This window comes from Dokdonella koreensis DS-123 (assembly GCF_001632775.1).
Taxonomy (GTDB): domain Bacteria; phylum Pseudomonadota; class Gammaproteobacteria; order Xanthomonadales; family Rhodanobacteraceae; genus Dokdonella; species Dokdonella koreensis.
The window spans coordinates 2,288,688-2,313,287 of record NZ_CP015249.1 but is presented as its reverse complement, the minus strand read 5'-3'; the positions used below and the strand labels follow the sequence as shown (position 1 = coordinate 2,313,287).

Annotated in this window: 21 protein-coding genes; 7 read left to right on the top strand and 14 right to left on the bottom strand. The window is 71.3% G+C overall.

Translation table 11 applies throughout. The features are described from left to right. Window positions 1-10: 10 nt before the first annotated feature. Window positions 11-1,735: a hybrid sensor histidine kinase/response regulator gene (locus tag I596_RS09415; RefSeq protein WP_067646904.1), complete on the bottom strand. Its 1,725-nt coding sequence runs from the start codon at window positions 1,733-1,735 to the stop codon at window positions 11-13. A 264-nt stretch (window positions 1,736-1,999) separates the two neighbouring features. On the opposite strand from I596_RS09415, the gene I596_RS09410 reads away from it, so the two are divergent. Then, window positions 2,000-2,827: a universal stress protein gene (locus I596_RS09410; protein WP_067646902.1), complete on the top strand. Its 828-nt coding sequence runs from the start codon at window positions 2,000-2,002 to the stop codon at window positions 2,825-2,827. Between the two features lie 38 nt (window positions 2,828-2,865). Here the strand turns inward: I596_RS09410 and I596_RS09405 are convergent, their stop codons facing one another. The 4 genes from I596_RS09405 to I596_RS09390 all read right to left on the bottom strand — a co-directional run bounded on the left by I596_RS09405 (window position 2,866) and on the right by I596_RS09390 (window position 5,302). Then, window positions 2,866-3,906 (bottom strand): agmatine deiminase family protein, encoded by a 1,041-nt coding sequence (locus I596_RS09405; RefSeq protein ID WP_067646898.1) that lies wholly within the window; start codon window positions 3,904-3,906, stop codon window positions 2,866-2,868. Window position 3,907: 1 nt separating this feature from the next. Then, a complete protein-coding gene (locus I596_RS09400) occupies window positions 3,908-4,213 on the bottom strand; it encodes a hypothetical protein (protein WP_067646895.1) in 306 nt (101 codons plus the stop codon). Between the two features lie 185 nt (window positions 4,214-4,398). Next, window positions 4,399-4,524 carry a type B 50S ribosomal protein L36 gene (ykgO, locus tag I596_RS09395; protein WP_017355593.1) on the bottom strand — a complete coding sequence of 42 codons (126 nt, stop codon included), beginning with the start codon at window positions 4,522-4,524 and terminating at the stop codon, window positions 4,399-4,401. Window positions 4,525-4,612: 88 nt separating this feature from the next. Continuing rightward, window positions 4,613-5,302, bottom strand: coding sequence for an SDR family NAD(P)-dependent oxidoreductase (locus tag I596_RS09390; RefSeq protein WP_067646892.1), 690 nt, complete (start codon window positions 5,300-5,302; stop codon window positions 4,613-4,615). Between the two features lie 175 nt (window positions 5,303-5,477). Here I596_RS09390 and I596_RS09385 point away from each other — a divergent pair, with 175 nt between their 5' ends. Next, complete coding sequence (locus I596_RS09385; RefSeq protein WP_150132096.1) at window positions 5,478-6,095, top strand: lipid A 3-O-deacylase; 618 nt, start codon at window positions 5,478-5,480, stop codon at window positions 6,093-6,095. Between the two features lie 140 nt (window positions 6,096-6,235). Further along, entirely contained in the window at window positions 6,236-6,940 is a 705-nt protein-coding gene (locus tag I596_RS09380) for a pirin family protein (RefSeq protein WP_067646890.1), read from the top strand. 195 nt (window positions 6,941-7,135) lie between these two features. Here I596_RS09380 and I596_RS09375 read toward each other — a convergent pair whose 3' ends face one another. Both I596_RS09375 and I596_RS09370 read right to left on the bottom strand, forming a co-directional pair. Further along, window positions 7,136-7,609, bottom strand: coding sequence for a hypothetical protein (locus I596_RS09375; RefSeq protein WP_067646888.1), 474 nt, complete (start codon window positions 7,607-7,609; stop codon window positions 7,136-7,138). A gap of 221 nt (window positions 7,610-7,830) precedes the next feature. Then, the gene (locus I596_RS09370) at window positions 7,831-10,236 is read right to left on the bottom strand and encodes a tetratricopeptide repeat protein (protein ID WP_083965483.1); all 2,406 of its coding nucleotides are present in this window, start codon (window positions 10,234-10,236) and stop codon (window positions 7,831-7,833) included. Between the two features lie 353 nt (window positions 10,237-10,589). Between I596_RS09370 and I596_RS09365 the strand changes: the two genes are divergently transcribed. Next, window positions 10,590-13,139, top strand: a complete 2,550-nt coding sequence (locus I596_RS09365; protein WP_067646877.1) for a prolyl oligopeptidase family serine peptidase — start codon at window positions 10,590-10,592, stop codon at window positions 13,137-13,139. A 12-nt stretch (window positions 13,140-13,151) separates the two neighbouring features. Here the strand turns inward: I596_RS09365 and I596_RS09360 are convergent, their stop codons facing one another. Together I596_RS09360 and I596_RS09355 are read right to left on the bottom strand one after the other, a co-directional pair. Beyond that, window positions 13,152-13,616 (bottom strand): MarR family winged helix-turn-helix transcriptional regulator, encoded by a 465-nt coding sequence (locus tag I596_RS09360; RefSeq protein WP_067646875.1) that lies wholly within the window; start codon window positions 13,614-13,616, stop codon window positions 13,152-13,154. Between the two features lie 46 nt (window positions 13,617-13,662). Continuing rightward, entirely contained in the window at window positions 13,663-14,214 is a 552-nt protein-coding gene (locus I596_RS09355; protein WP_067646873.1) for a glutathione peroxidase, read from the bottom strand. Between the two features lie 658 nt (window positions 14,215-14,872). Here I596_RS09355 and rsfS point away from each other — a divergent pair. Together rsfS and rlmH are read left to right on the top strand one after the other, a co-directional pair. Beyond that, complete coding sequence (gene rsfS / locus I596_RS09350) at window positions 14,873-15,211, top strand: ribosome silencing factor (protein WP_223303966.1); 339 nt, start codon at window positions 14,873-14,875, stop codon at window positions 15,209-15,211. 10 nt (window positions 15,212-15,221) lie between these two features. Then, window positions 15,222-15,692 (top strand): 23S rRNA (pseudouridine(1915)-N(3))-methyltransferase RlmH, encoded by a 471-nt coding sequence (rlmH, locus tag I596_RS09345; RefSeq protein WP_067646872.1) that lies wholly within the window; start codon window positions 15,222-15,224, stop codon window positions 15,690-15,692. A 37-nt stretch (window positions 15,693-15,729) separates the two neighbouring features. On the opposite strand, the gene I596_RS09340 is transcribed toward rlmH, so the two are convergent. The 5 genes from I596_RS09340 to I596_RS09320 all read right to left on the bottom strand — a co-directional run bounded on the left by I596_RS09340 (window position 15,730) and on the right by I596_RS09320 (window position 21,502). Continuing rightward, the gene (locus I596_RS09340) at window positions 15,730-16,233 is read right to left on the bottom strand and encodes a phasin family protein (RefSeq protein WP_150132095.1); all 504 of its coding nucleotides are present in this window, start codon (window positions 16,231-16,233) and stop codon (window positions 15,730-15,732) included. Window positions 16,234-16,532: 299 nt separating this feature from the next. After that, window positions 16,533-17,306, bottom strand: a complete 774-nt coding sequence (locus I596_RS09335; RefSeq protein ID WP_067646870.1) for a MetQ/NlpA family ABC transporter substrate-binding protein — start codon at window positions 17,304-17,306, stop codon at window positions 16,533-16,535. A 90-nt stretch (window positions 17,307-17,396) separates the two neighbouring features. Next, a complete protein-coding gene (locus I596_RS09330; RefSeq protein WP_067646864.1) occupies window positions 17,397-18,062 on the bottom strand; it encodes a methionine ABC transporter permease in 666 nt (221 codons plus the stop codon). Next, the gene (locus tag I596_RS09325) at window positions 18,062-19,063 is read right to left on the bottom strand and encodes a methionine ABC transporter ATP-binding protein (RefSeq protein WP_067646860.1); all 1,002 of its coding nucleotides are present in this window, start codon (window positions 19,061-19,063) and stop codon (window positions 18,062-18,064) included. Before I596_RS09325 ends, I596_RS09330 begins: the two co-directional genes overlap by 1 nt. Window positions 19,064-19,237: 174 nt before the next feature. Beyond that, window positions 19,238-21,502 carry a trypsin-like serine peptidase gene (locus tag I596_RS09320; protein ID WP_067646845.1) on the bottom strand — a complete coding sequence of 755 codons (2,265 nt, stop codon included), beginning with the start codon at window positions 21,500-21,502 and terminating at the stop codon, window positions 19,238-19,240. 381 nt (window positions 21,503-21,883) lie between these two features. Here I596_RS09320 and leuS point away from each other — a divergent pair, with 381 nt between their 5' ends. Next, window positions 21,884-24,598 carry a leucine--tRNA ligase gene (gene leuS, locus I596_RS09315; protein ID WP_067646843.1) on the top strand — a complete coding sequence of 905 codons (2,715 nt, stop codon included), beginning with the start codon at window positions 21,884-21,886 and terminating at the stop codon, window positions 24,596-24,598. Window positions 24,599-24,600 lie beyond the last annotated feature (2 nt).

Sequence of the window (24,600 nt, the reverse complement as noted above, 5' to 3'; positions counted from 1 at the left end):
TTCCCGGCCGTCAGGACGACAGGGCCTCGCCGTCGTCGAGCAGCAGGTCGGCCAGGCGCTCCGGCGCGAACGGCTTGTGCAGGATCGCGACCGGCGGCGCCGCCAGCTCCGTCAGGTCGCTACGGCCGCTGATCAGCACCTGGCGCGCATCCGGCTGCAGCGACCGCAGCCGGTGCAGCAGCGAGGCGCCGTCGCCGTCCGGCAGCTCGTAGTCCGCGACGATGGCGTCGTAGCGATGGCCGCTGCGCGCCTGGCGCAACGCGTCGATCGCGGTGCCGACGTCGTCGACGTCCAGGCCGCTGTCGGACAGGCCGTCGGCGAGCAGGGTGCGCGACGGGCCATCGTCGTCGACCAGCAGCACCCGCGGCGGCGACACCGCCCGATGCGGCGGCGCCTTGGCCTTCGCGCCCGTGCGCGCCGCCGGGCAGGGCAGGAGCAGCGTCAGCGTGGTGCCGCGGCCGGGAGCGCTGTCGACCTCGATGCGGCCGCCGGCCTCGCTGATCAGCCGGTGCACGACCGCCATGCCGATGCCGGTGCCGCGGTTCTCGGGCTTGGTCGTATAGAACGGCTCGAACAGCCGCGCGACGACATCGGCGGTCATGCCGGTGCCGGTGTCGGCCAATCCGATCGCGACGGTATCGCCGCGCCGCGCCGCAGACAGGCGGAAGCAGCCGCCTTCGGGCATCGCGTCGCGCGCATTACTGGCGATGTTGAGCAGGGCCAGCTCGAACTCCTCGCGATCCAGGCGCACCGGCAGCGGCTGGTCGGGCAGGGACAGTTCGATCCGCACGCGGGCGTCGAACAGCGGCCGCAGCAGGTCCAGCGTCTCGCGGATCGAGGCCGCCGCGTCGAACACCTCGACCTGGCGCTGCGTCGAGCGGCCCAGGCCCAGCAGGCGGCGGACCATCAGCGCACCACGCCGGGCCGCATGACGGATCCCTTCGAGCGAGCGGGTGGCGTCCCGCGGATCGCGGGCGGTACCGGCGCGACCGGCATGGCCGAGGATGATCCCGAGCAGGTTGTTGAAGTCGTGGGCGATGCCGCCGGCGATGCGACCGAGCACCTCGATCTTCTGCGATTGCAGCAGTTGCGCCTGCGAGCGTTCCTTCTCCTCGATCTCGCGTTCGAGCTGGTCGCAGAGCAGGTCCAGCTCCTCGCTGCGGCGGATCGCCCGGCGCGACGCGGAGACCAGGCGGTCGAGGATCGCCGCCACCACCATGAAGCCCAGGCCCGCGGACAGCAGGTTGGCGGCGACCTCGCGGCGCTCCGCGACGGCATCGCCGGCGCCGGCCAGGTCGACCCAGGCGCCCAGCACCAGGATCACGCCGATCGCGGCCAGGGTGCGCCAGATCGCGCGCCGGCCGAGCAGCAGCCCGGCGAACAGCAGCGGCAGCAGGTGGGTGACCTGCAGGCCCAACTGCGACTTGAGGCCGTAGCTCTGGTAGTTGAGTCCCATCATCACCAGGCTGGCGACCACGGCGAGGCTGGCGGCGAGCCGGAAGCGGCCGCGCCGCAGCAACCAGAAGCACGACCAGAGAAAGGCGGTGAGCGCCAGGCTGATCGCCTGTCCGGCACCGAAGCCGGGCGCCTCGGCCAGCTCCAGCGCGAGCATCGCCGGCACCAGCACGCCGGGTACCGCGAGGACGACCTGCAGCATCGGCGCATTGCGCCGGTCGAGCGGATCCTCGACCGGCACCTCCTGCAGCCAGCGGTTCAGACGCTGCCAGGGAGGCATCGGCGTGACGGCCGCATCGGCAGGCGCCGGGATGCCGACAGGGTGTTGCGCGAATGCCTCCGCGTTTCGCCGGCGGTGGTGGGCCCGGCCGCGGCGCGGCGCCTCGAGGCGGGCCGTCCGGCGGCGCCGGCGAGCGGCCGAGGCGCAGTCGGCGCCGTGCCGTCGCCGGACGGCGTGGCGCGCACTTGATCCAGATCAGGGGGCGTTGCCGCGGGTGCGCTACCGTGGCGTCGTTCCCTGCTGCTCACCGTTCCGGAGTTGGCCATGCGCGACATCCTAGTGCACCTGAGCCGTTTCACGACATGGACCGGAGGCGCCGAATACGCCGCCCGCATCGCCGCCGCGCTCGACGCGTCGCTGACCGGTGCCTATGTCTATCCGTCGCCGCTCTACATGATGCCGCCCTACGGCTCGCCGGCGCTGCTTTCGGTGATGATCGAGAACGCGCAGGCGATGGAGCACGGTGCGCTCCAGGCGCGGCAGGCGTTCGCCGACTGGGCGCGCGAGCGCGGCGTGCAGCGCACGGCCTGGCAGGTCGCCGAGGGCTATCTTCCCGATACGCTGGGCCAGATCTGCAACTGGCACGACCTGCTGGTGGTGGAACGCGACGACGAAATGCTCTGGGGCACGCCGCAGACCCTGGCCACGCTGCTGCTGCAGGTCGGAACGCCGTGCCTGGTCGTTCCGTCCGTCGTCGCTCCCGGCACCGGACCGGATTGCGTCGCCCTGGCCTGGAACGGCGCACCCGAGGCGGTGCGCGCGATCCACGCGGCGATTCCGTTGCTGCGCCTCGCGCGCCGGGTCGTCCTGCTGTGCGGCGATCGCCGCGATGTGTACACGGGCGCGGGCTACAAGCCGCCTTTCAGCATAGCCGAACACCTGGAGCGGCACGGCATCGGGATCGAGCGGCAGAACCTGGACACCGCCGACGAGCGTGCCGGTCACGCCTTGCTGGATGCGGTGGCGGCCTGCGGCGCGGACTTGCTGGTGATGGGGGCCTACGGCCGCAGCCGCTTCAGCGAATGGGCCTTCGGCGGTGCGACGCGGCACGTGCTCGCGCATGCGCAGGTGCCGGTGCTGATGCGTCATTGAGGGTCGCGCCGGCGGCGTGCAGTCCGGCGCTGGCCGGATCAGGCCGGCGCGAGCACCCCGGCCGGCAGCTGCATCGTCACGCAGTGCAGGCTGCCGTTCTGCCAGATCAGCGGCCGGCACGGAATCGGCACCACGGTGCGGCCGGGATGCGCGGCGCCGATGATCGCCGCGGCGGCGCTGTCGGCCGGATCCTCGTAGGCAGGCACCAGCACGGCATCGTTGACGATCAGGTAGTTGGCATAGCTGGCGGCGAGCCGGCGATCGCCGTCGACGATGGGCCGCGCCCAGGGCAGCGCGTGCAGCCGGTACGGGCGGCCGGCCTCGGTGCGCAGCGCGACCAGTTCGTCGGCCATCCGCTCCAGCTCGGCATGATGGCTGTCCCCGGTGTCGTCGCAGGCCTGGTAGACGATCGCCTCGTGCGGGGCCAGGCGCGCCAGCGTGTCGATGTGCGCATCGGTATCGTCGCCCTCGAGATAGCCGTACTCGAGCGCCAGCACGCGATCGACGCCGAGCGTCTCGCGCAACGTACCGGCGATCGCATCGCGGCGCTGGCTGCCGTGGCGATGCTCGAGGCAGTTCCAGGTCGTCAGCAGCGTGCCCTGGCCGTCGGACTCGATGGCGCCGCCTTCCAGCGCCCAGTCGATGCGCTGGTGGGTCGCCGCGTGGAACAGGCCGCGTTCGACCAGGCCCTCGACCAGGCGGTCGTCGCGGCCGGCCTCGAACTTGCCGCCCCAGCCGGTGAAGCGGAAATCGGCGAGCACGAAGCGGCTGCCGTCGGTCAGCGTGATCGGGCCGCTGTCGCGCAGCCAGGTATCGTCGTACGGGATCGGCACCCAGCGGATCCGGCCGGGGTCGACGCCGGCGCCGGCCAGCAGCGCGGCGGCGCGATCGCGCACCTGCGCATCGGCGACGCAGATCACCACGGTCTGGAAGCGCGCGATCGCACTGGCCAGTGCGACATAGGTGGTCTCGACCTCGGCCAGGCGCGGCGCCCAGTCGGTGCCGGCATGCGGCCAGGCGATCAGGATCGCTGCCTGCGGTTCCCATTCCGCAGGCAGGCGCAGGGAGCTGTCGGTCATTTCAGGAGGCCGGGTTGGCGACGGCGTGGATGACGCGGTCGCGCTCGAAGTAGACGGTGTAGTCGCTGTAGCGCCAGCGATTGATCGGCGGCTGGCGCGGCTGGCCGCCGCCGGCGGTCGGCAGCTTGTCGAGCGGCGTGCCGTAGCGGCGCTCGACCTCGGCCATCGACAGGCCCCGGCGCGGCAGGTCGCGGCCGTGCTCGCGCTCGACGTTCCGGAGCAGCAGGCTCTCGGCGCGCGCCGGCGGCAGACTGGCCAGGCACAGCCCGGCGAGCAGCGACGTACCGACAATGTACTTTAGGTTCATGGCCCAACCTCATGATTTATTTATGTAGGTTCGTGGCCGGCGACCGCGATCCGGCGTCAGGCTTTGTAGCAGAACCCTACGGCGACTTCCATGACATGGGTCGTCGTGCGTGGCCCCGGAAACGACAAAGGCCGCTCGCGCGGCCTTGTCGCTGGTTCTGCGGCGGCACGCCGCGGAACGGCGGATCAGCGCTGGCGCGCCTTGAACCGCGGGTTGCTCTTGCAGATCACGAAGATCTTGCCGCGACGGCGGACGACCTTGCAATCACGGTGCCGCGACTTGGCGGACTTGAGGGACGACAGCACTTTCATGGAATGGCCTCGGGCGACATCTGGCTAAAAAAGACGCGGAATCATACCGTCCGAACGCATTGAATGCAAAGGATTCCGAAGGGCCGGTTCAGACCCGCCCGCTGACCGGGATCAGCGCGCCGGTGATCGCACGGGCCTGGGCCGACAGCAGGAACACGATGACGCCGGCCAGGTCCGCCGGGGCCACCCACCGGCTGAAGTCGGCCTCGGGCATGTCCGCGCGATTCTGCGGGGTGTCGATGATGCTCGGCAGGACCGCGTTGACCGTGACGCCCTGGTCCTTGAGTTCCTCGGCCAGCGCTTCGGTCAGCCGGGCGACGCCGGCCTTCGAGGCGGCATAGGCGCCCATGCCGGCGCCCGCGCGGGCCGCCGCGGCCGCGCCGATGTTGACGATGCGGCCATCACCGCCGGCGCGCAGCTGCGGCAGCGCGGCCTTGCTGGCGGCAACGGCGGTGCGCAGGTTGACCGCGTAGAGCAGGTCCCAGGTCGCCAGGTTGCCGCCTGCGAGCGTCTCCCACCGGAAGGTGCCGGCGATGTTGACCAGGGCGTCGATGCCGCCGAGGCGGGCGCCGATGCGCTCGAATACCGCATCGACCTGCGCGTCGTCGCCGAGATCGATACCGCCGAAGGCCTCGGCACCGGTGATCGCCGGCGGCGGCGTTTCGGCGCGATCGACGGCCGCGACGCGGGCGCCAGCGGCCAGCGCGGCCTGGACCACGGCGCTGCCGAGACTGCCGAACGCGCCGGTGACCACGATCCGTTTGCCTTCGAGCTGCATCTGCCGGTTCCTCCCGATCGAAAAGACGCGAGTCTAGCAGGGCGGCGGCGACGGCCCTCGGGGACGGTGCGTCGTGCAGTCGCGTTCGGCTGCAACGACGGCACCATCGACCTTCGTCGTTGCAACCGAGGGGTTGAGGTTTGGATCATGCGCCCCACTACGCTGGCGCGTACGCGTGTCATCGCGTCCGCGCACGGCCTCGTGGCAGGCCGCCATGCCGGTGCTGGGCGAGGGCAGCGCAGGGTGTCGCATCCATCACAACAAGGGTTTCCCGATGTCTTCGATCAAGCGCTCCCGCCGGGAGCTTGCAGGCCGTGCCGCGATGCTGCTGGGTGTGGCACTGGGCGCCACGGCGATGGCGCCGCCGGCCGATGCGGCCGACTACACCGTGTACGCCGGCTCGAGCGTGACCGCGTCGGATCGCTACTGGACGCCGGCCGCGTACCTGGACGTGGCCGGTGAGCGCCGGCAGACCGGACGCTTCACCTGGCGGCCGGTGGCGTCGCTGGGATGGATCGGCGCGCGTGACCAGCGCGCGGAGCTGGATCGCAACGTCGCCGTCGCGGCGGTGGGCGTCAGCCTGGTCGACTGGTGGAAGCGCGCGTTCGTCTCGTTCCAGGTCGGCTACGCCGGCCGGACGACCGAGGCGCTCAGCAGCCACGGCCAGTTCGTCAGTTCGCTCGGCTGGCAGGGCGACCACGTCGCGCTGATGGTGCGGCACGTCTCCAACGGCAACGTGTTCGGCGGACGCAACCTCGGCGAGACGCTGTTCATGGTCGGCGTCACGTTCTGAATGCCGCGGTCGTTCGCGCGTCGGGCCTGATCGACGCGTGATTGTTGTTCCGGCAGCGACAGTCAATCGACGTCGCACGGGCTGATCCGGGCAGGTGCCGGCGCCATCGTGATGGCCTGGCACTTCATCCGGATACCTCGATGATCCTCCTGCGTCCGGCCTGCGAGCGGGGCCACGCCGAGCACGGCGGGCTCGATTCCTGGCACAGCTTCTCGTTCGGCGGCTACCACGATCCCGGGCACGTGCACTGGGGGCCGTTGCGCGTCATCAACGAGGCGCGGATCGACGCCGGGCGCGACTTCGGCCGGCACGGCCATCGCGACATGGAGATCATCAACTACGTGCTGGATGGGGCACTCGGGCAGCGGGACTCGATGGGCAACAGCGCCTGCATCGTGCCCGGCGACGTCCAGCGCATGAGCGCCGGCAGCGGCGTGATCCATTCGGAGTTCAACCACGCTCCCTCCGGCCGGACCCATTTCCTGCAGATCTGGATCCTGCCCGCGGTGCAGGGCCTGCCGCCGTCCTACGAGCAGACGCATTTCGACGCCGTGGACAGGCGCGGGCGCCTGCGCCGGATCGTCAGTCCCGACGGACGCGACGGATCGGTGCGCATCCACCAGGATGCCTGCCTCTACAGCGGGCTGTTCGACGGCGACGAGCGGGCCGAGCTGTCGCTCGCGCCTGGCCGCCTGGGCTACGTCCACGTCGCACGCGGCGAGGTGGTCGTCGACGGCTACCCTCTGGGCGCCGGCGACGCATTGCGCTACCGGGCACAACGGTCGATCTCGATCGGGCAGGGTCGTGCCGCCGAGGTGCTGGTGTTCGACCTGCCGGTGCGCTGAGAGCGGGCGGCCGCATGCCCGGCCCCGGCTGACGCATCCTGCCGGCTGCGACTCGGGATCGCCCTGGCGGCGCGTCCGCGAGGGCCGTGCCGCGGGCCGCGGCGCTGCGGTACGTCCGCGACTGCGGAATGAGAGGGGCTGCCCCTCTGCCCGATCGCGCCGCGGGCGCGTCAACCGGCCCGCGGCATCGTGGGGCTAGAACTCCTCGTCGAAACCGTCCGTATAGATCGGGTCGGCACGCTCGCCGTCGATCGTCAGCTCGAGGTAGGAGTCGATCAGGGTGCCGCCGCCGGTAATCTCCGCGCCGAAGCGGCCCGGCCGGATCTCGCCGTTGTAGTCCTTGGACTCGAGCTCGATCTTGAACGTGCCGGTGCCCGACCAACCCAGATCCTTGCCGTTGAAATGGATCCAGGTCTGGTCCGACAGCGTCGGCACGTCGAACGTGAAGTAGAAGTCGGCGGCATCCTCGTCGCCGGTCGTGGTGTAGGTGATGACGACCTTGGTCGCGGTCACGCTGCCGGTGAACGGTCCGAATTCGTCGCCGAGCCATCCCCACAGGAACGAGTTGTTCGCGGTCGACGGCATGTCCAGGCGCCAGCTCAGGGGAGCGGCGCTCGCACCGGCGCTGGCCAGCGCGAGGATGAGAACGAGGAGGATTCTGCGGATCACGGAAGCGCCCTTGGGTTGGTGACGGAGGCTCGATTGCAGCGCATCGGGCCTGGAGAATCTTGACGGGATCATGACGAAGGCGCGGAAAGTTCTGACTTGTGCCTTGATCGGGCTGGTTTTTTGTTCCGCGGCCCCCCGTCCGGCGACTTACGACGGATGCCCGCGCACCGGCCCGTCGCGCATCGGGCCCGGCGCTGCGCCGGTATCGGGGCCGGGTCACGCTAGGGAATCGTCCGCAGCGCGGCCGGCAGATCCAGCTGCGGCGAATGCCGTAGCGCATCGAGGCGGGCCTGCGCCGCGTCGGCTTCGGCTGCCCGGCCGGCGGCGCGCAGGGCGTCGACGCGCAACGCGATCGCGGCCGGCTGGTCGGCGAGCCAGGTCGTCAGCGCCGGCAGCGCCAGCGTCGCCTCGCTGCGGCCGAGGTCGAGCTGCCAGCGGCCCAGCTCGAACACGGCGGCCTGGGTGACCGGACCGCGGTCGGTGCCGCGGCCGGCCACGAAGGCGGCCAGCGCGTCGGTCGCGCCGGCGGCATCGCCGTCGACGTGGCGCAGCTGGGCGTCGATCAGCGGCAGGCGCTCGGCCAGCGGCCGGGCGTCGGTCGCCTCGTCCGCCAGCCGGCGGTAGGCCTCGGCGGCCGCATGCGCGCGGGCGGCCTCTCCGGCATGGCCGGCAGTCTGCACGGTCTCGGCGAGGACCTGGCCGACGTTGCGCTGCATGCCGCGCGCGGCGTAGAGCGCGCGGGCGCGCTCGAGCTGGTCGAGCGCCCCGGTCCAGTCCTTGCGCCGGGCTGCCAGCGCCGACAGCAGCCAGCGCGCCTCGGCTTCCCAGTAGGCATTGCCCTCGTGCTCGGCATGGCGCAGCACCGCTTCGCCGAGTGCGCCGGCATCGGCGGTGCGCTCGAAGGCGTTCAGCACCCAGCCCAGGCCGATGGCGCTGAACACCTGCACCTGGCGATCGGCGCGCTCGCGCGCCAGCCGCAGGCCCTGCTGCAGCAGCGTCGCGGCATCGAGCGACCGGCCGGCATTGTGCTCGGCACCGCCGAGATTGAGCAGGATGGCCGCTTCCAGGCCGCCGTCGCCGCCGGCGCGGGCCGCATCCAGTGCGGCGCGCAGCCGCGCGATCGCCGCTTCCGCGTCGCCCTCGGCGTTCTCGACCACGGCCAGGTTGAACAGCGCGCTGGCCTCGCGCCGGCGGTCGCCCAGCGCGCGTGCGCGCGCCAGCGCCTCGTCGAACCGCTCGCGTGCTTCACGGCGCCGGCCGCGCTCGCTCTCGATCGAGCCATAGGCCACCAGCAGGTCGATCTGCGCCAGGGCGGGCAGGGGCTCGTGCAGGTCCGCCAGCGCGGCATCGAGACGGGTCGCGGCCGCCTCGATGTCGCCGCGCCGGAACGCGACGCTGGCCAGCTGCCGGGTCGCCTGCAGGTAGGGCGCGACCAGGCCGCGCCGGCGCGCGGTCTCGGCGACGCGCTCGGCGTTGGCGACGCCGCTGTCGACCTCGTCGGTGGCGATCTGCGCAGCCGCCAGGTGCAGGCGCGGCCACAGCAGGGCCGGATCGTGGTCGAGGCAGATGTCGAAGTACTTCTTGGCGCCCGTCTGGTCGCCGCGCATCTGCGCATCGATGCCGCGCGCATAGGCTTCGGCGACGAACGGATCCTGTATCTCGGCCGTTGCGGCCGCGGCGACGGCGCCGTCCGGCAGCGGTTGCTGGAGGCGCTGGCGCACGCGTGCCGCGGCATCGACCGCGATCGCCGCCGGCGTGCTGCCGCGCAGGACTTCGCGGTACTCCACGCCGCTGTCGAGCGCGACCACGCGCAGGTCCAGCTCGACCAGCGGGCCGAGCGTACGCAGCTCGGTGAATGCGGCATGCGTCGCGCCGGACGCCTCGCGCAGGCGCCGGCGCGTATCGGCGTCTTCCGGCGGATGGACGGCGGGGTCGCCGAAGGCATCGGGCGGTGCCAGGATCTCGATGCCGCTGCGATCGCCGAGCAGGCTGCCGATCAAGCCGGTCAGGCCGTTGCGCACCCAGGCCAGATCGGCGCTGCCGCTGCGCTCGACGGTCGGCAGCAGCACGATCCGTACCGGCGCCGCTGTCGGCACGGCGGCCGGCGGCCGCGATGCGGGCCACATCAGCACCGCTGTCGCGATGAGCACGGCAACGACCAGGCCGCCGAGCAGCCAGTACGGCAGCCGGCGCCGCGGCGCCGCCGCCGATGCCGGCATCGTCGCGGTCGTCTCGGCCGCTGCTGCCTGCGGCGGGTTGGGATCCTCGTCCGCTTCGAGCGCGCCGACCCATTGCAGGCCGCGGCCGTGCACGGTGCGGATCGAGGCCTGGGCCTCGCCGTCGTCGCCGAGCGCGCGGCGTGCCTTGCGCAGCAGCTGCGAGAGCGCGGCATCGGTCACCGCGCGGTCGGGCCAGAGGGCATCGCCGATCTCGCGCTTGCTCAGCGCCCGATCGGGATGGGCGATCAGCAGCGCGATCAGGTCGAAGACCTTGGCTTCCACCTCCACCGCGACGTCGTTGCGCCGGATGCCGCGGGCGGCGAGATCGATCCGGTACTCGCCGCTGCGCAACCGCTGCGGGTCGGATGCAGCGGCCGGCGATCCGGTCCCGTCGATAGGCTCGGCCATGCGCACGGGCCTACGCGGACACCGCGGCGGGCGCGTGTCCTTCGGGCGAGGTTTGGGGACGTATCCGCGGTGGCGCTGCTGTCATCGGGCGTAGAAGGGTTCCTGCCGCCGATCGTGCAATCGACGGCCCGGGCCACCGACGGCGGCCCCGGGACGAATCTTCGCACGATTCGCCGCGCGGCCGGAGCCGCCGCCGGGGCGCGCCGATGCCGCGGTCGCCGTCACGATCACGGCATCGGGCGGGTCCGGCGGGCCGGTGGCCGGGGCCTACGTCTTGCGCTAAGTTGGCGCGTCCCGCCGGACTTCTGGTCCGTGCCGCGGGCTTTTCCGTTGCCGCTTGTTCCCGGAGCCCCATGAAGCACTTGTTGCGTGTCGTCGTGTTGTTTGCGTTGTTGATGTCCACCGCCGGCGCGGCGCCCGACAAGAGCGCGGCGGGCACCGAATCACCGGTCGGGCAGGTGCTCGCGCTCGGGCCGCTGCCGGTCTCGACCGCGGCGATCGCGGCCGATGCCAAGCTCGACGAACTCGAGCGTGCACTGGCGATGCAGCTGGCGCGCGCCGGCCTGCCGAAAGCCGGCGGCGAGGTGCCCGTCTTCGGGCGCACGCTGCGCTGGCAGTCCGCCGATCCGGCCGCGCTCGACGGCGCCGATGCGCTGTGGCTGTGGTCGGTCAACCTGGAGGCTTCGCGCTACGTCGAAGGGCGCCTCGCGCTCGACGGCCTGCGCAAGCCGGTGGTCTGGCGCGACGGCCAGGTGCAGGCGGTCAAGGACGCGGCGGTGGAACTGAAGCTGCCCACCGGCAGCCATGCGGTGTGGCTGCTGCATCGCGGCCGCGACGGAAAGGATGCGCCGCGCCTGCGCTGGCTCGGCAAGGCCGCGCACGACCGCGTCACTGTGCACCTGCAACCGGCGCGGCGCGTCTCGGCGCAACTGCTGACGAACGCGCAGACGGTGTCGAAGCTGGCGATCTCGCCCGACGGCAAGCGCCTGGCGTTGGCCTTCGGCGGCCGCGACGAGGTCGCCAAGGCGGATTTGCGACGGCTCGAGATCCGCGACCTGGCCGATGGCGGCATCGTCCAGCAATGGACCGGCCCGATCCCCGCGGCCGTGGCCTGGAGCCCGGACGGCCGCTGGCTGGCGCTGCAGCAGGACAAGCAGCTGTGGCTGCGCGACGTGCGCAGTGGCGAAGCGCGGCTGCTGGCCGAGCACGACTCCATCGGCGACTGGCGCTGGCATCCGGACTCGGGCTCGCTCCTGTTCGAATGGACACGGCCGTTCGACGCCAAGGACGCCAAGGTCAAGCGCCTGCGCGGCCTCGAGGACCGCTGGAAGACCTTCCGCGACAACAGCCAGCTGTTCCAGATCGACATCGCGTCCGGCCTGGTGCGGCCGCTGACGGCCGGCAAGACGTCGGTCAATCTGCTCGACGTCGATCCGTCCGGCCGCCGGCTACTGCTGTCCGAGCGCCTGATCGACTACGCCGAGCCGCCGCACAGCCAGTTCCGGCTGTTCGAGCTGACGCTGCCGGATCTCGCGCGCCGCGACATCGCCACGCTGCGGACGCTCGACGGCGCGCTGTTCGCCGGCGACGCGGCGGCGGACGGCTACTGGCTGCTGTCCGGCCCCGACCTGCCGATCGGCGACGGCAGCACGCTGCCGGCCGAGGTCGTGCCGAACAGCTTCGACGGCCAGCTCTACCGCCTCGCCGCCGACGGCGCGCGTGCGCGCAGCGTCAGCCGCGACTTCACGCCGGCGATCACCGGCCTGACCCGGCTGGCCGGCGGCGACCTGCTGCTGAACGTCGTCGAGGGCGATCGCACGCCGTTGTATCGCTATCGCGCCGGAGCGGGCCGCTTCGAGCGCGTCGATACCGGCGTCGACCTCGTCGACGGCCTGGCCGTCTCGACCGGCCGTGATCCGGTGCTGGCGCTTTACGGCACCGGCGCGGCCGTCCCGCAACGCGTGAACGTGGTGGACCTGGCGCGCAACAAGGCGCGGGTGCTGGTCGATTCGGCGCGCAGCGACTACGCGCAGGTGCGCTTCGGCGAGGTGCGCGACTGGACCTTCGCCAACAGCGCCGGCGACACGATCGACGGCCGCTACTACCTGCCGCCGGACTTCGACACCGCGCGCCGCTACCCGCTGATCGTCTACTACTACGGCGGCACGACACCGGTGAACCGCCAGTTCACCGGCCGCTATCCGTTCCACCTGTGGGCCGCCAACGGCTACGTCGTCTACGTGCTGCAGCCGCGCGGCACGATCGGCTACGGGCAGCGCTACTCGGCCCTGCACGTCAACGCCTGGGGCGACTACGCCGCCGACGACATCATCGAGGGCACGCGCGCGTTCGTCGCCGCGCACCCGTTCGTCGACCCCAAGCGGATCGGCAACATCGGCGCCAGCTACGGCGGCTTCATGACGATGCTCCTGGCCACGAGGACCGACCTGTTCGCGACCTCGATCGCCCATGCCGGCATCAGCGACCTGACCGGCTACTGGGGCGAGGGCTGGTGGGGCTACGGCTACAGCGGCGTCGCCAGCCGCGGCAGCTTCCCGTGGAACAACCGCGAGCTCTACGTCGAGCACAGCCCGGTCTATCACGCCGACCGCATCACCACGCCGCTGCTGCTGCTGACCGGCGATGCCGACACCAACGTGCCGCCCGGCGAGAGTCGGACGATGTACACGGCGCTGAAGCTGCTCGGCAAGGAGGTGGAGATGGTCGAGGTCGCCGGCCAGGACCACCACATCCTCGATCGCGAGAAACGTTACCTGTGGTGGGACACGATCCTGGCCTGGTTCGACCGCGGCCTCAAGGGCGAGCCGCAGTGGTGGCAGGGTCTCTATCCGGAGACCGCCGAGACCGATGCCGCCGCGCCGGTGGCCGCAGACGCGCCGTGAGCGCTTGCAGGGTCATGGCGCGACGGTCTCGTCCGCGCCCTGCCGGAGCGCGGCGCCGAAGCGATCCACCGCCTGCTTGAGGGCGGCCAACTCGGCGGCGGGCAGATCGATGGCGCAGGCCAGCTGCGCCGGGATCGCGGCCGCCGCCGCTTCGAGGGCGCGGCCGCTGTCGGTGAGCGTGACCATGACGCGCCGTTCGTCGGCGCGGTCGCGCTCGCGCCGGACCAGGCCGGCGCGCTCGAGCCGTTTCAGCAGCGGACTCGAGGTACCGACGTCGAGCCCCAGCGCGTCGGTCAGCTCGCCGACGCTGCGCGGCGCGCGCTCCCATAGCGCGAGCATCGCCAGGTACTGCGGATAGGTGAGGCCCAGCGGCGCGAGCAGCGGGCGGTAGCGCCGCGTCAGCCGCGCGACCGCCGTGTACAGCGAGAAGCACAGCTGGCGTTCGAGCGGCGCGGCGCGGGGCGGCCGGGCGGTCATGCCCGTGTCCCTGCGGCACCGCGCCCGCGCAGCGACGTCGGCGCGGTCATGCCGGCCGGGCGAGCTCGCGCTCGACCGCGGCGACCAGCCGCGGGTCGTCGGCGGTGACGTCGGGCGCGAAGCGCTCGACCACGCGGCCGTCGCGGGCGACCAGGAACTTCTCGAAGTTCCACAGCACTTCCGGCGCCGGGTTGGGGGCGATGCCATAGGCCTGCAGGCGCTCGCGCATCGGCCCTTCGCCGGTGGCCTGCGGCTGGTCGGCGGTCAGCCGGAGGTAGAGCGGGTGCTTGCCGGCACCGACGACCGAGATCTTCGAGAACAGCGGGAAACTGACGTCGTAGTTGGTCGAGCAGAAACTGGCGATTTCCGCCTCGCTGCCGGGCTCCTGGCCGTTGAAGTCGTTGGCGGGGAAGCCGAGCACGTCCAGCCCGTCGGCCTGCCGCGCGCGGTGGAGCCGTTCGAGCCCTTCGTACTGCGGCGTCAGTCCGCACTTGGACGCCACGTTGACGATCAGCAGCACCTTGCCGCGCGAGGTGCCCAGCGTGGCGTCGCTGCCGTCGATCCGCTTCACGGGAATGTCGTAGAGGTTCTGGGTCATCGGTGGCTCCGGGGCGTTGAGGGGACGGGATGAATAGCGCGATATCTTATGGTGTGCAATACATTTAGTCGACCGGCGAACATCGAGGCGGTCACCAGCTCCAGCGCGGCACGCCGCGCCACCGGGGTGGCATCGCCGGACGCCCTGCCGCGTCCGTCCGCGAAGCCGTCCGGCACGGTTCCGCGCCGGTTTACCGTGCCGGTGTCCCCGCGCGCCGCTCAACGGCCGAGAGCTCAAAGGCCAAGACACGCTCTATACTGCCGGCGCGTCACTTCCGGCGCGGCGCCAAGCCCGAGGCTGTCCCCACTTGACCGCAAAGACTCCACGGCCCGCCAAGGCCGCTCCCGCAACCAAGGCCGCCAAGGCCACCGCCTCCCCGAAGAAGACCTCCGCCGTGCGCAGCAGTGCCCGCACGACCGCAGCGGCCGGTGCCGCCGCCAAGACCAAGACGGTGCGCAAGACCGCTGCTGCCGCGCCCCGGACCGCTGCCAAGAAGGCGCCCGCCAGGACGTCCGCACGGGCCAAGCCGCCGGCAGCCAAGGCGCCGGCCGTGAAATCGCCAGCGCGCGCAGCCGCCGCCAAGTCCGCCGCCGTGCCGAAGGCGCCGCGCCAGCGCACGCAGCCCAAGCCGGCCCGCGAGACCGACGTCGTCGCCCGCCTGCGCGATGTCGTCGTCAAGGCGCTGGACGACTTGAAGGCACGCGACATCGTCGAGCTGGACGTCGCCGGCCGCACGTCGATCGCCGACATCATCGTCGTCGCCGGCGGCACCTCGAGCCGTCACGTCAAGTCGATCGCCGACGAGGTGATCAAGCAGACCAAGAAGGCCGGCCTGCCGCCGCTCGGCGTGGAAGGCCAGCGCGAGGGCGAGTGGGTCCTGGTGGACCTGGGCGACATCGTCGTCCACATCATGCTGCCGCGTGCACGCGAGTTCTACGGCCTGGAACGCCTGTGGTCGGTCGACGGCGACAGCCGCCAGGAAGCCGCCGCGGTCTGACCGCCGCCTCATGCGCACCCGCCTCATCTCGGTCGGCGAGCGCATGCCGGCGTGGGTCGCCGAGGGTTTCGCCGAGTACCGCAAGCGGCTTTCGCGCGAGCTGCCGCTCGATCTGGTCGAGATCCCGCTCGGCAGTCGCGGCAAGGGCCGCGACCCGGCCCGCGCCATCGCCGAGGAAGGCCAGGCCGTCCTCGGCGCGCTGGCCAGGGAGGTGCATGTGGTCGCGCTCGACGGGCGTGGCAAGCCCTGGTCCAGCGAGCAGCTGGCCGCACAGCTGGGTGCCTGGCGCATGCACGGCCGCGACCTGGCGATCCTGATCGGCGGACCCGACGGCCATGCGCCCGAGGTGCTCGCGCGGGCCCAGCAGACCTGGTCGCTGGGGCCGCTGACGCTGCCGCACATGCTGGTGCGCCTGGTGGTGGCCGAGCAGCTCTATCGCGCCTGCTCGCTGCTGGCGGGCCACCCGTACCATCGCGCCTGAATCCTGCGCCGGGGCGGCGGCACGGCGCAGGCGGCGATCACTTGCGGCGCGCCGGCTTCTTCGCCGCTGCCGCCGCCGGGCCGGCCTTCGTGGCTGCGGCCGCCGGCGGTACCTCGGTCCGGGTCGCCGTGGTGAACACCTTGAGGAAGTCCTCGAAGCCGGTCGTCGTCGGCAGCGCGACGCCCGCTTCGCGAATCGCCTCGCCGCAGGCGGCCTGCCAGGCGTCGACCGCCTCCTGCAGGCCGTTGGCGAAGCTCGACTGCTGGGCGAGGGCGGCATCGGTCGATGCCTGCAGCGCGTCGGCATCGGCCTGTATCGAAGCCCAGAAGCCGTCGCCGGGCAGCTTGGAGAGCTGCTCCCAGTCGCCGGCGGCCAAGGCGCGCTCGGACTCGCGCAGCGTCCGGTTCACCGCCTCGTCGACACGGGCCAGGCCCTGGCGGGCCCACTGGCGCCGGTGTTCGCTGAGCAGGCGGCCGACGCGCAGGGCCAGGTCGAGATTGGCCTTGTACAGCGCCAGCGGTGTCTTGGTATCGGGAATCATCGTCGTCACTCCTTAGGGTTGCCGGGGAGGAACGCCGCCAGCCGGGCCGGCGGCAACGGGCGAGATGATGGGCGGGCCGTGGATCGGCGCCGCGCCGGGAGCGGATCGACGCCGCCGGGGCGATCGGGGTCCGCTCGCGCGTTGGCCGGAACCGGATCCCGCGCACACTCGCACGGGCAGGATAGCGCCGGATTGATTGCGGCGGCTTGACGGATGCCGACCGCGGACGCGATGCGGTGGTGCCGCGGGGCGGCGTGCGGCCGCCCGGTCGCGACCGCGGGGGCGGCTGCGCCCGGCGCTCAGAACGCCGGCAGGACCGCGCCGTGGTACTGCGTGGCGATGAAGTCCCGGACCGCCGGGCTGGTCAGCGCTGCCGCCAGCTTGCGCACGGCCGGGCTGTCGCGGTTGTCGGGACGCGCCACCAGGAAGTTGACGTAGGGCGAGCGGCCGTCCTCGATCGCCAGCGCATCGCGGGTCGGATCGAGCTTGGCGTCGAGCGCGTAGTTGGTATTGATCAGCGCCAGGTCCACCTGGCCGAGCAGGCGCGGCAGCATGGCCGCTTCCAGTTCGCGGAACTTGAGCTTGCGCGGATTGGCGGTGATGTCGCGCAGGCTCGACAGCGGGTTGCCCGGCTGCTTGAGCGTGACCAGGCCGGCCTTCTGCAACAGCAGCAGGGCGCGGCCGCCGTTGCTGGCCTCGTTCGGGATCGCCACGGTGGCGCCCTCCGGCACGGCGTCGAGGCTGGCGTGCTTCTTCGAGTACGCACCCAGCGGCTCGATGTGCACGCCGACCACCGGTACCAGTTGCGTGCCCTTGCCCTTGTTGAATTCCTCCAGGTACGGCCCGGTCTGGAAATAGTTGGCGTCCAGGCGCTTCTCGGCCACCTGCACGTTGGGCTGGACGTAGTCGGTGAAGACCTTCACCTCCAGCTCGACGCCCTCGGCGGCCAGGACCGGTTTGACGAAGGCCAGGATCTGCGCGTGCGGCACCGCGGTCGCGGCCACCGTCAGTTTCTCGGCGGCGGCGGACGTGGCGGCCAGCAGGGCGGCCAGCACCAGGGCGAATCGTTTCATGGCAGATCGGCGGTCGGGGAGGGGGCGCGGTATTGTCGTGGGCGTGCCGGGCTGGCGTCATGGCCGGCAGGCACAAGCATATAACCGATGTCAGCGCCGGCTGTAGCGCGCCACCAGGGCGTCACCGAGCATCTGCAGGAGCTGCACCAGGACCAGCAGCAACACCACGGTCACGATCATGACGTCGGTCTGGAACCGCTGGTAGCCGAAGCGCATCGCCAGGTCGCCGAGGCCGCCGGCGCCGACGACGCCGGCCATCGCCGTATACGAGACCAGGGCCACCGCCGTGACGGTGATGCCGGCGATGATGCCGGCGCGCGCCTCGGGCAGCAGCACGCCGGTGACGATCTGGCGCGTCGTCGCGCCCATCGCCTGGCTCGCCTCGATCACGCCGCGGTCCACGCCGCGCAGCGCGGTCTCGACCAGGCGCGCGAAGAACGGCGCGGTGCCGGCGACCAGCGGCGGGATCGCGCCGGCCACGCCGAGCGAGGTGCCGACCAGCAGCAGCGTCACCGGGATCATCACGATCAGCAGGATGATGAACGGCAGCGAGCGCAGCACGTTGACGACGAACGAGAGCGCCGCGTAGACGACGCGGTGCTCGAGCAGCTGCCCGCGCGAGGTCAGGAACAGCACGACGCCGAGCGGAAGCCCCAGCAGTACGCTGAACAGCAGGGCGCCGCCGAGCATCAGCAGCGTGTCGAGGCTGGCCAGGCCGATCTCGGCCCAGTCGATGTTGGCGAGCAGCGCGTCCATCAGTCGATCGCCTCCACGCGCGCACCGGCTTCGCGCAGCCGCTGCACGGCCGCTTCGGCCGCGTCGCCGTGCAGTGCCAGCGTCAGCTGCGCGTAGGGAAGGTCCTTGATCCGGTCGACATGGCCGGCGACCAGGCCGAAGTCCACGCCGGTCTCGCGCGCGACACGGCCGAGCAACGGGGCCTGCGTCGTGTCGCCGCGCAGCGTGACGCGGATGCGCCGGACGCCGGGCGCCCGGTCCGGCTTCGCCGTCGCCGGATCCTCGTGTTCGTATTCCTGCACGAAGCGCTGCGTGGTCGCGTGGCGCGGATGAAGGAACACGTCGGCGACCGGTCCGGATTCGACCAGGCGACCGTCCTCGAGCACGGCGACGCGGTCGCAGATGCGGCGGATCACGTCCATCTCGTGCGTGATCAGCACGATCGTCAGGCCGTCCTCGCGGTTGATCTGGTCGAGCAGCCGCAGCACCGAGGCGGTCGTCTCCGGGTCCAGCGCGCTGGTCGCTTCGTCGCAGAGCAGGATGCCGGGGGCGCAGGCCAGCGCGCGGGCGATCCCGACGCGCTGCTTCTGGCCGCCGGACAGCTGGGCCGGATAGTGGCCGGCATGATCGGCGAGTCCGACCCGGTCGAGCAGTTCGGCGACGCGGCGCGCCGTCGCGGCGCGGTCGTGGCCGGCCAGCTGCAGCGGAAAGGCGACGTTCGCGGCCACGGTGCGCGACGCGAGCAGGTTGAAGTGCTGGAAGATCATGCCCACGCGGCGCCGCAGCGCGCGCAGCCCGTCGGCGTCGAGGGTGCCGACGTCGACGCCCTCCACCTGCACGCTGCCGCCGCTCGGCCGCTCCAGGCCGTTGACCAGCCGCAGCAAGGTGGATTTTCCGGCACCCGAGCGGCCGATGATGCCGAACACCTCGCCGGCGCCGATCGCCAGATCGAGCGGGTGCAGGGCGGCGCGCTCGACGCCGGCGACGCGGTAGTGCTTGTGGGCGGACTTGAACTCGATCACGAAGAAGATCCCGGAACGGTACGGCAGCCGGCCGTCGTGCGAAGGACCGGCCTGCCGCCGCTACGGTACCGCATGGCCACGGCGCCTTCGACCGTCGCATCGGTCATAAGCGAAGGCGCCGAGGGCATGTCGCGGCCGCAGGCGCCGGTTGGCGGCCTGCGGCCCGGGCGCAGGCTACTTCCCCGTGCAGGTCCCGCTTCCGCGGAACTGGAGCGACCAGCCGCGAACGACCGGCTGCGGCGTCACGCCGTCGACGATGCGGTCGTCGATCGTCATCGACCACAGGCCGTGGGCCGGCTGGCCGGCGAGGTCGGCCAGGGGTTCGCAGCTGGGATCGGTCGGCGGGCAGGCGGCCAGTACCGGCCGTCGCGCGTTGCCGAGGGCGACCACTTCGCAATCCTGCTGGCGCTCGGTGCCGGTGAACAGGCATTCGTCCTTGGACGCCGAATACAGATAGCACACCTCTTCCGGTGGATCGGGCCGGATACCCGAGCAGGACGGCGCGATGTTCTGGTCCCACAGCGGCGTCCAGCGGCCGCTGCCGCCGGGCCGCTGCAGTTGCCAGCCGCTCTCGGTCAACCAGGTCGTCGTCGCGTAGCTGCCCGGGAGGTGGTCGAAGTGATAGCGCGCGACGACCTGATCGATGCAGAACGTTTCGGGCACGTCGATGCTCGAGACCAATGCGTCGTGCGGACCGTTCGACGTGGCCGGCGGTACGGCCGCGCCGACCGCCTGGCGCAGGGTCAGCGTACCGGGCGCGAACCCGACGGCGACCGTGATCGGCGCGGTCAGGTTGCAGGTCGTGGTCGTGCTCTCGACGACGATGCCGGCCTGGTGCGTCGTGTTCGGTGTCAATGCCGTGGCTGCTGGTGCCAGGCCGACCATCACCGTCGCGCTCTGGCCACCGGGAATCGTCAGCACGCGCTGCGGCAGCTGCGTCGGTGTTCCCTCGACCCCGTCGAGGGTCAGCCAGGCCTGGTCGGCCCGGACCCGGATCGAGGCCGCCGTGGTACGCAGGTTCTCGATCGTCAGCGCGCGTGTCGCCTGGTAGGGCTGCTCGATACCGTCCAGCTCGAGCAGCCGTTCCGGCACGCTGAACGCCGTGTAGCCCACTTCCAGCGTCTGGCGCACCCGGTCCGTGAACCCGTGGGTGAGGTCGTGCACCGCGAACTCGCGCGGGAAGATGCCGCAGTCCTGTGCGGGCGGCATCACCGCCTCGACGTCGAAGCTCAGGGTCTGGCCTGCGGCCAGCGTGCCGCTCAGCGGGATCGACGAGAGGATCGAGAGGTACGGGCCGCCTGCGGCGGCATCCGGCGGGTCGATCCGGTAGTCGATCGTGGCGCTGGCGTAGACGCCGCCGACCGGGGCACCGAGCGTGTAGGTGGTGACCGGCTGCGAGAAGCCGGTTCCGGGCATTCCGCTGGTGTAGACCGACAGCGGCGTCACCTGCAGCGTCAGCGGGTCGAGCTGCGCGGCGAAGGGCTTGATGCTGTTGTTGAGCGCGGACGGCGTGGAGGGGCATTGCGAGACGAGGTCCCAGGCCCGGCAGCCGCTGGAACTCGGATCGACGCAGACGTACCGGGCGCAGCCACCGCCATAGGCCACGGCCAGTTCCACGTACTGCCGTGTCAGGTTGTACAGCGGCGAGCCCGAGCTGAAGCGGAGCGTATGGACGGTCTGGACCAGTGGCGTATCGCCGCTGAGCCCGGCGATGCGGCCGGCGGTGTCCATCTTCTTGGCCAGGCGCGCCGGATGGCCGACGACGGTCGCTTCGTCGCCGATCTCGGCGTGGCCGTCGCGCCGCACGCGCAGGAACGGCCGGTCGAGGACGGGCTGATCGAGAAAGCCGACCAGATAGTCGCCGTACACCCCGTAGCCGTTGAGATGGCCGCTGATCCGGCGCACCTTCTCGGGCGGGAAGTGGGCGAGGTCGGGCTCCAGGCATCCGCCGGTGCCGTCGGGCACGCTGTCGTAGCCGAACAGTACGTAGTAGCCGTTGAGGTCGGCCCAGGAGGCCGTGTGCGGCGTGGTCACGATGCTGTCGGGACCGACGAGGAAGGCCGACCGGCCCGGATGGCCCTCGGCGAAATAGATCACCTGCTCGTCGTAGAAATGCGAGCTGGGGCTGAAGGTGTAGCCATCGAAGGCGGTGAAGCGGCTGGTCTGGATCTCGTAGCTCTGGGTGTCCACGCGGAAATGGATCAGGGCCGGGTCGATGATGAACGCGGTGGCGTCCACCACGCGCTTGAGTTCGGCGGTTTCGGGCAGTCCGGCATCGACTTCGCAGGCGTCACGCCAGTAGTTGATCGTCGGCAGCCCGGTGCTGGGCGGGATCGCATCGGCCTGCGGGCCTTGCGCGAGCGCCAGCAGCGCCAGCAGGCTCGTCGCGACGGCGGTGCTGGTCCTCGCGGACCGTGGTTCGGGGGTCTTGCCGTGCATCGGTGTCTCCCTGTTCGATGAGGGGCAGTACGGGGAACGTCTGGGCAACGCAGGCACATCGGCGGCGCGGCGGCGGTCCGCCCGAAACGAAACCGGACGTGTGTCCCTGGGAGGAAGGCCGCCGTGCCCGGCGGGCAGCGGGCGGCTGGTCGGGTGTGTGCCCGCCAAGCGCGCAAGCCGATCGACGAACACCCCCGGGGACGCGACCAGCGTCCGCTGCGCATGCGGTCATCGACCGGCGCGACATCTAAGGTATCACCGGCCGGTGACCGGTGGCGTCGCGAATGCCACGGCAGGCTCATTTGGCGCCGACGCCGCGCTGCGCTAGGCTGACGCACTTTTTTCCCGACGACCGCGGCACTCCCGCACGTATTGGCGACCATGCAAGAGACCTACGATCCACACGCGGTCGAAACCGCCGCACAGACCTACTGGACCGACACCCGCGCCTTCGAGGTGAGCGAGGATCCTTCGAAGGAGCCGTTCTACTGCCTGTCGATGTTCATGTACCCCAGTGGCACCATGCACATGGGGCACGTGCGCAACTACACGATCGGCGACGTCATCAGCCGCTACCAGCGCATGCTCGGCAAGAACGTGCTGCAGCCGATGGGCTGGGACGCGTTCGGCCTGCCGGCCGAGAACGCGGCGATCAAGAACAAGGTCCCGCCGGCGCGGTGGACCTACGCCAACATCGACCACATGCGCGGCCAGCTCAAGCGGCTCGGCTTCGTCTACGACTGGTCGCGCGAAGTCACCACCTGCAAGCCGGAGTACTACGTCCACGAGCAGCGCATGTTCACGCGGCTGATGCGCAAGGGGCTGGTCTACCGCAGGAACTCGATCGTCAACTGGGATCCGGTCGACCAGACCGTGCTCGCCAACGAGCAGGTCATCGACGGACGCGGCTGGCGCTCGGGCGCCGTCGTCGAGAAGCGCGAGATCCCGCAGTGGTTCCTGCGCATCACGGCCTACGCGCAGGAACTGCTCGACGGCCTGGACACGCTGCCGGGCTGGCCCGACTCGGTCAAGACGATGCAGCGCAACTGGATCGGCCGTTCCGAGGGCCTGGAGATCGCGTTCGACATCGCCGGCGGCGGCGCGCCGGTGACGGTGTTCACGACGCGCCCGGACACGCTGATGGGCGTGAGCTACCTGTCGGTGGCGGCCGAGCACCCGCTGGCGCTGGAAGCGGCACGCACGCGTCCCGAGGTGGCCGCCTTCATCGAGGAGTGCCGCCACGGCGGTACCGCGGAGGCCGACATCGAGACGCAGGAAAAGAGGGGCGTGGACACCGGCATCAAGGCCATCCATCCGGTCACCGGCGAGGCGATTCCGGTGTGGGTCGCCAACTTCGTCCTGATGAACTACGGCACCGGCGCGGTCATGGCGGTGCCCGCCCACGACCAGCGCGACTGGGAATTCGCCTCGAAGTACGATCTCCTGATCCGCATCGTCATCATTCCCGACGGCGTGCGCGACGCGATCGGCGAGCTGGGCCGTGATGCGCGCAGCAATGCCGACCCGATGAGCGCAGCCCTCGGCGAGAGCCGGCCGATCGACGTGGTCGAACCGGCGGGCGAGCTGGACGTCCTGGCCGAGTTCGAGCGCCAGGTGGTCACCGAAGGCGCGTTCACCGACTACGGCACGCTGGTCAATTCCGGCGAGTACGACGGCCTGGATTTCCGCGGAGCCTTCGATGCACTGGCCGCCCGTTTCGAGCGCGAGGGCCGGGGTGCGCGCAAGGTCAATTTCCGGCTGCGCGACTGGGGTGTCTCGCGGCAGCGCTACTGGGGCTGCCCGATCCCGGTGGTGTATTGCGCCAGTTGCGATGCGGTGCCGGTCCCCGAGGACCAGCTGCCGGTGGTGCTGCCCGAGGACGTGGCGTTCTCCGGTGTGCAGTCGCCGATCAAGGCGGACCCGGCATGGCGCAGGACCACCTGCCCGAACTGCGGCGGGCCGGCCGAGCGCGAGACCGACACGTTCGATACCTTCATGGAATCGAGCTGGTACTACGCGCGCTACACCTCGCCGGGTGCGCCGGACATGGTCGATCAGCGCGCGCGCTACTGGACGCCGGTCGACCAGTACATCGGCGGCATCGAGCACGCGATCCTGCACCTGCTGTACTTCCGCTTCTATCACAAGCTGCTGCGCGACGAGGGCCTGGTCGACAGCGACGAGCCGGCCGCCAACCTGCTGTGCCAGGGCATGGTCGTCGCCGAGACGTTCTATCGCGAGGCGGCCGACGGCAACCGCGAATGGTTCAATCCGGCCGACATCGCGATCAGCCGCGACGAGCGCGGCCGCATCAGCAGCGCGACGCTGAAGGCCGACGGCCAGCCGGTGCTGGTCGGCGGCGTCGAGAAGATGTCCAAGTCCAAGAACAACGGCGTCGACCCGCAGGCGATGGTCGACAAGTACGGCGCCGACACGGTGCGCCTGTTCTCGATGTTCGCCGCGCCGCCGGACCAGTCGCTGGAGTGGAACGAGGCCGGCGTCGAAGGCATGGCGCGCTTCCTCAAGCGCCTGTGGCGCGACCTGCACGCGCATGTCGCGCAGCCGGACCACCCGGAGGTCGATCCGGCCGCGCTGGACGCCGCGCAGAAGGCGCTGCGCCGCCAGGTGCACGAGACGATCGTCAAGGTCGGCGACGACTTCGGCCGCCGCCAGTCGTTCAACACCGCGATCGCCGCGCTGATGGAACTGCTCAACGCGCTGGCGAAGTTCGGCGACATGAGCGACCAGGGCAGGGCGGTGCGCCACGAGGCGTTCGAGACGATCGTGCTGCTGCTGAACCCGATCACGCCGCACGTCAGCCATGCGCTGTGGCAGGCGCTCGGCCACGGCCAGACCGTGGTCGACGACCAGCCCTGGCCGCGCGCCGACCCGGCCGCGCTGGTGCGTGACGAAGTGACGCTCGCGGTGCAGGTCAACGGCAAGCTGCGCGGCACGATCCAGATCCCGGCGGCCGCGTCGCGCGAGGACGCCGAGCGGGCCGCGCTGGCCGAGCCCGCGGTGGTGGCCTTCATCGCGGGGCAGACACCGAAGAAGGTCATCGTCGTGCCCGGCAAGATCGTCAACATCGTGATCTGAGC

Bases quoted from the DNA above. Each gene is read 5' to 3' on its own strand.
- I596_RS09370 (WP_083965483.1), bottom strand. From the start codon at position 10,236: ATGGCCGAGCCTATCGACGGGACCGGATCGCCGGCCGCTGCATCCGAC.
- I596_RS09380 (WP_067646890.1), top strand. From the start codon at position 6,236: ATGATCCTCCTGCGTCCGGCCTGCGAGCGGGGCCACGCCGAGCACGGC.
- I596_RS09355 (WP_067646873.1), bottom strand. From the start codon at position 14,214: ATGACCCAGAACCTCTACGACATTCCCGTGAAGCGGATCGACGGCAGC.
- I596_RS09320 (WP_067646845.1), bottom strand. From the start codon at position 21,502: ATGCACGGCAAGACCCCCGAACCACGGTCCGCGAGGACCAGCACCGCC.
- I596_RS09365 (WP_067646877.1), top strand. From the start codon at position 10,590: ATGAAGCACTTGTTGCGTGTCGTCGTGTTGTTTGCGTTGTTGATGTCC.
- ykgO (WP_017355593.1), bottom strand. From the start codon at position 4,524: ATGAAAGTGCTGTCGTCCCTCAAGTCCGCCAAGTCGCGGCACCGTGAT.
- I596_RS09390 (WP_067646892.1), bottom strand. From the start codon at position 5,302: ATGCAGCTCGAAGGCAAACGGATCGTGGTCACCGGCGCGTTCGGCAGT.
- I596_RS09360 (WP_067646875.1), bottom strand. From the start codon at position 13,616: ATGACCGCCCGGCCGCCCCGCGCCGCGCCGCTCGAACGCCAGCTGTGC.
- I596_RS09405 (WP_067646898.1), bottom strand. From the start codon at position 3,906: ATGACCGACAGCTCCCTGCGCCTGCCTGCGGAATGGGAACCGCAGGCA.
- I596_RS09335 (WP_067646870.1), bottom strand. From the start codon at position 17,306: ATGAAACGATTCGCCCTGGTGCTGGCCGCCCTGCTGGCCGCCACGTCC.
- I596_RS09400 (WP_067646895.1), bottom strand. From the start codon at position 4,213: ATGAACCTAAAGTACATTGTCGGTACGTCGCTGCTCGCCGGGCTGTGC.
- rlmH (WP_067646872.1), top strand. From the start codon at position 15,222: ATGCGCACCCGCCTCATCTCGGTCGGCGAGCGCATGCCGGCGTGGGTC.
- I596_RS09330 (WP_067646864.1), bottom strand. From the start codon at position 18,062: ATGGACGCGCTGCTCGCCAACATCGACTGGGCCGAGATCGGCCTGGCC.
- I596_RS09340 (WP_150132095.1), bottom strand. From the start codon at position 16,233: ATGATTCCCGATACCAAGACACCGCTGGCGCTGTACAAGGCCAATCTC.
- I596_RS09410 (WP_067646902.1), top strand. From the start codon at position 2,000: ATGCGCGACATCCTAGTGCACCTGAGCCGTTTCACGACATGGACCGGA.
- leuS (WP_067646843.1), top strand. From the start codon at position 21,884: ATGCAAGAGACCTACGATCCACACGCGGTCGAAACCGCCGCACAGACC.
- I596_RS09415 (WP_067646904.1), bottom strand. From the start codon at position 1,735: ATGCCTCCCTGGCAGCGTCTGAACCGCTGGCTGCAGGAGGTGCCGGTC.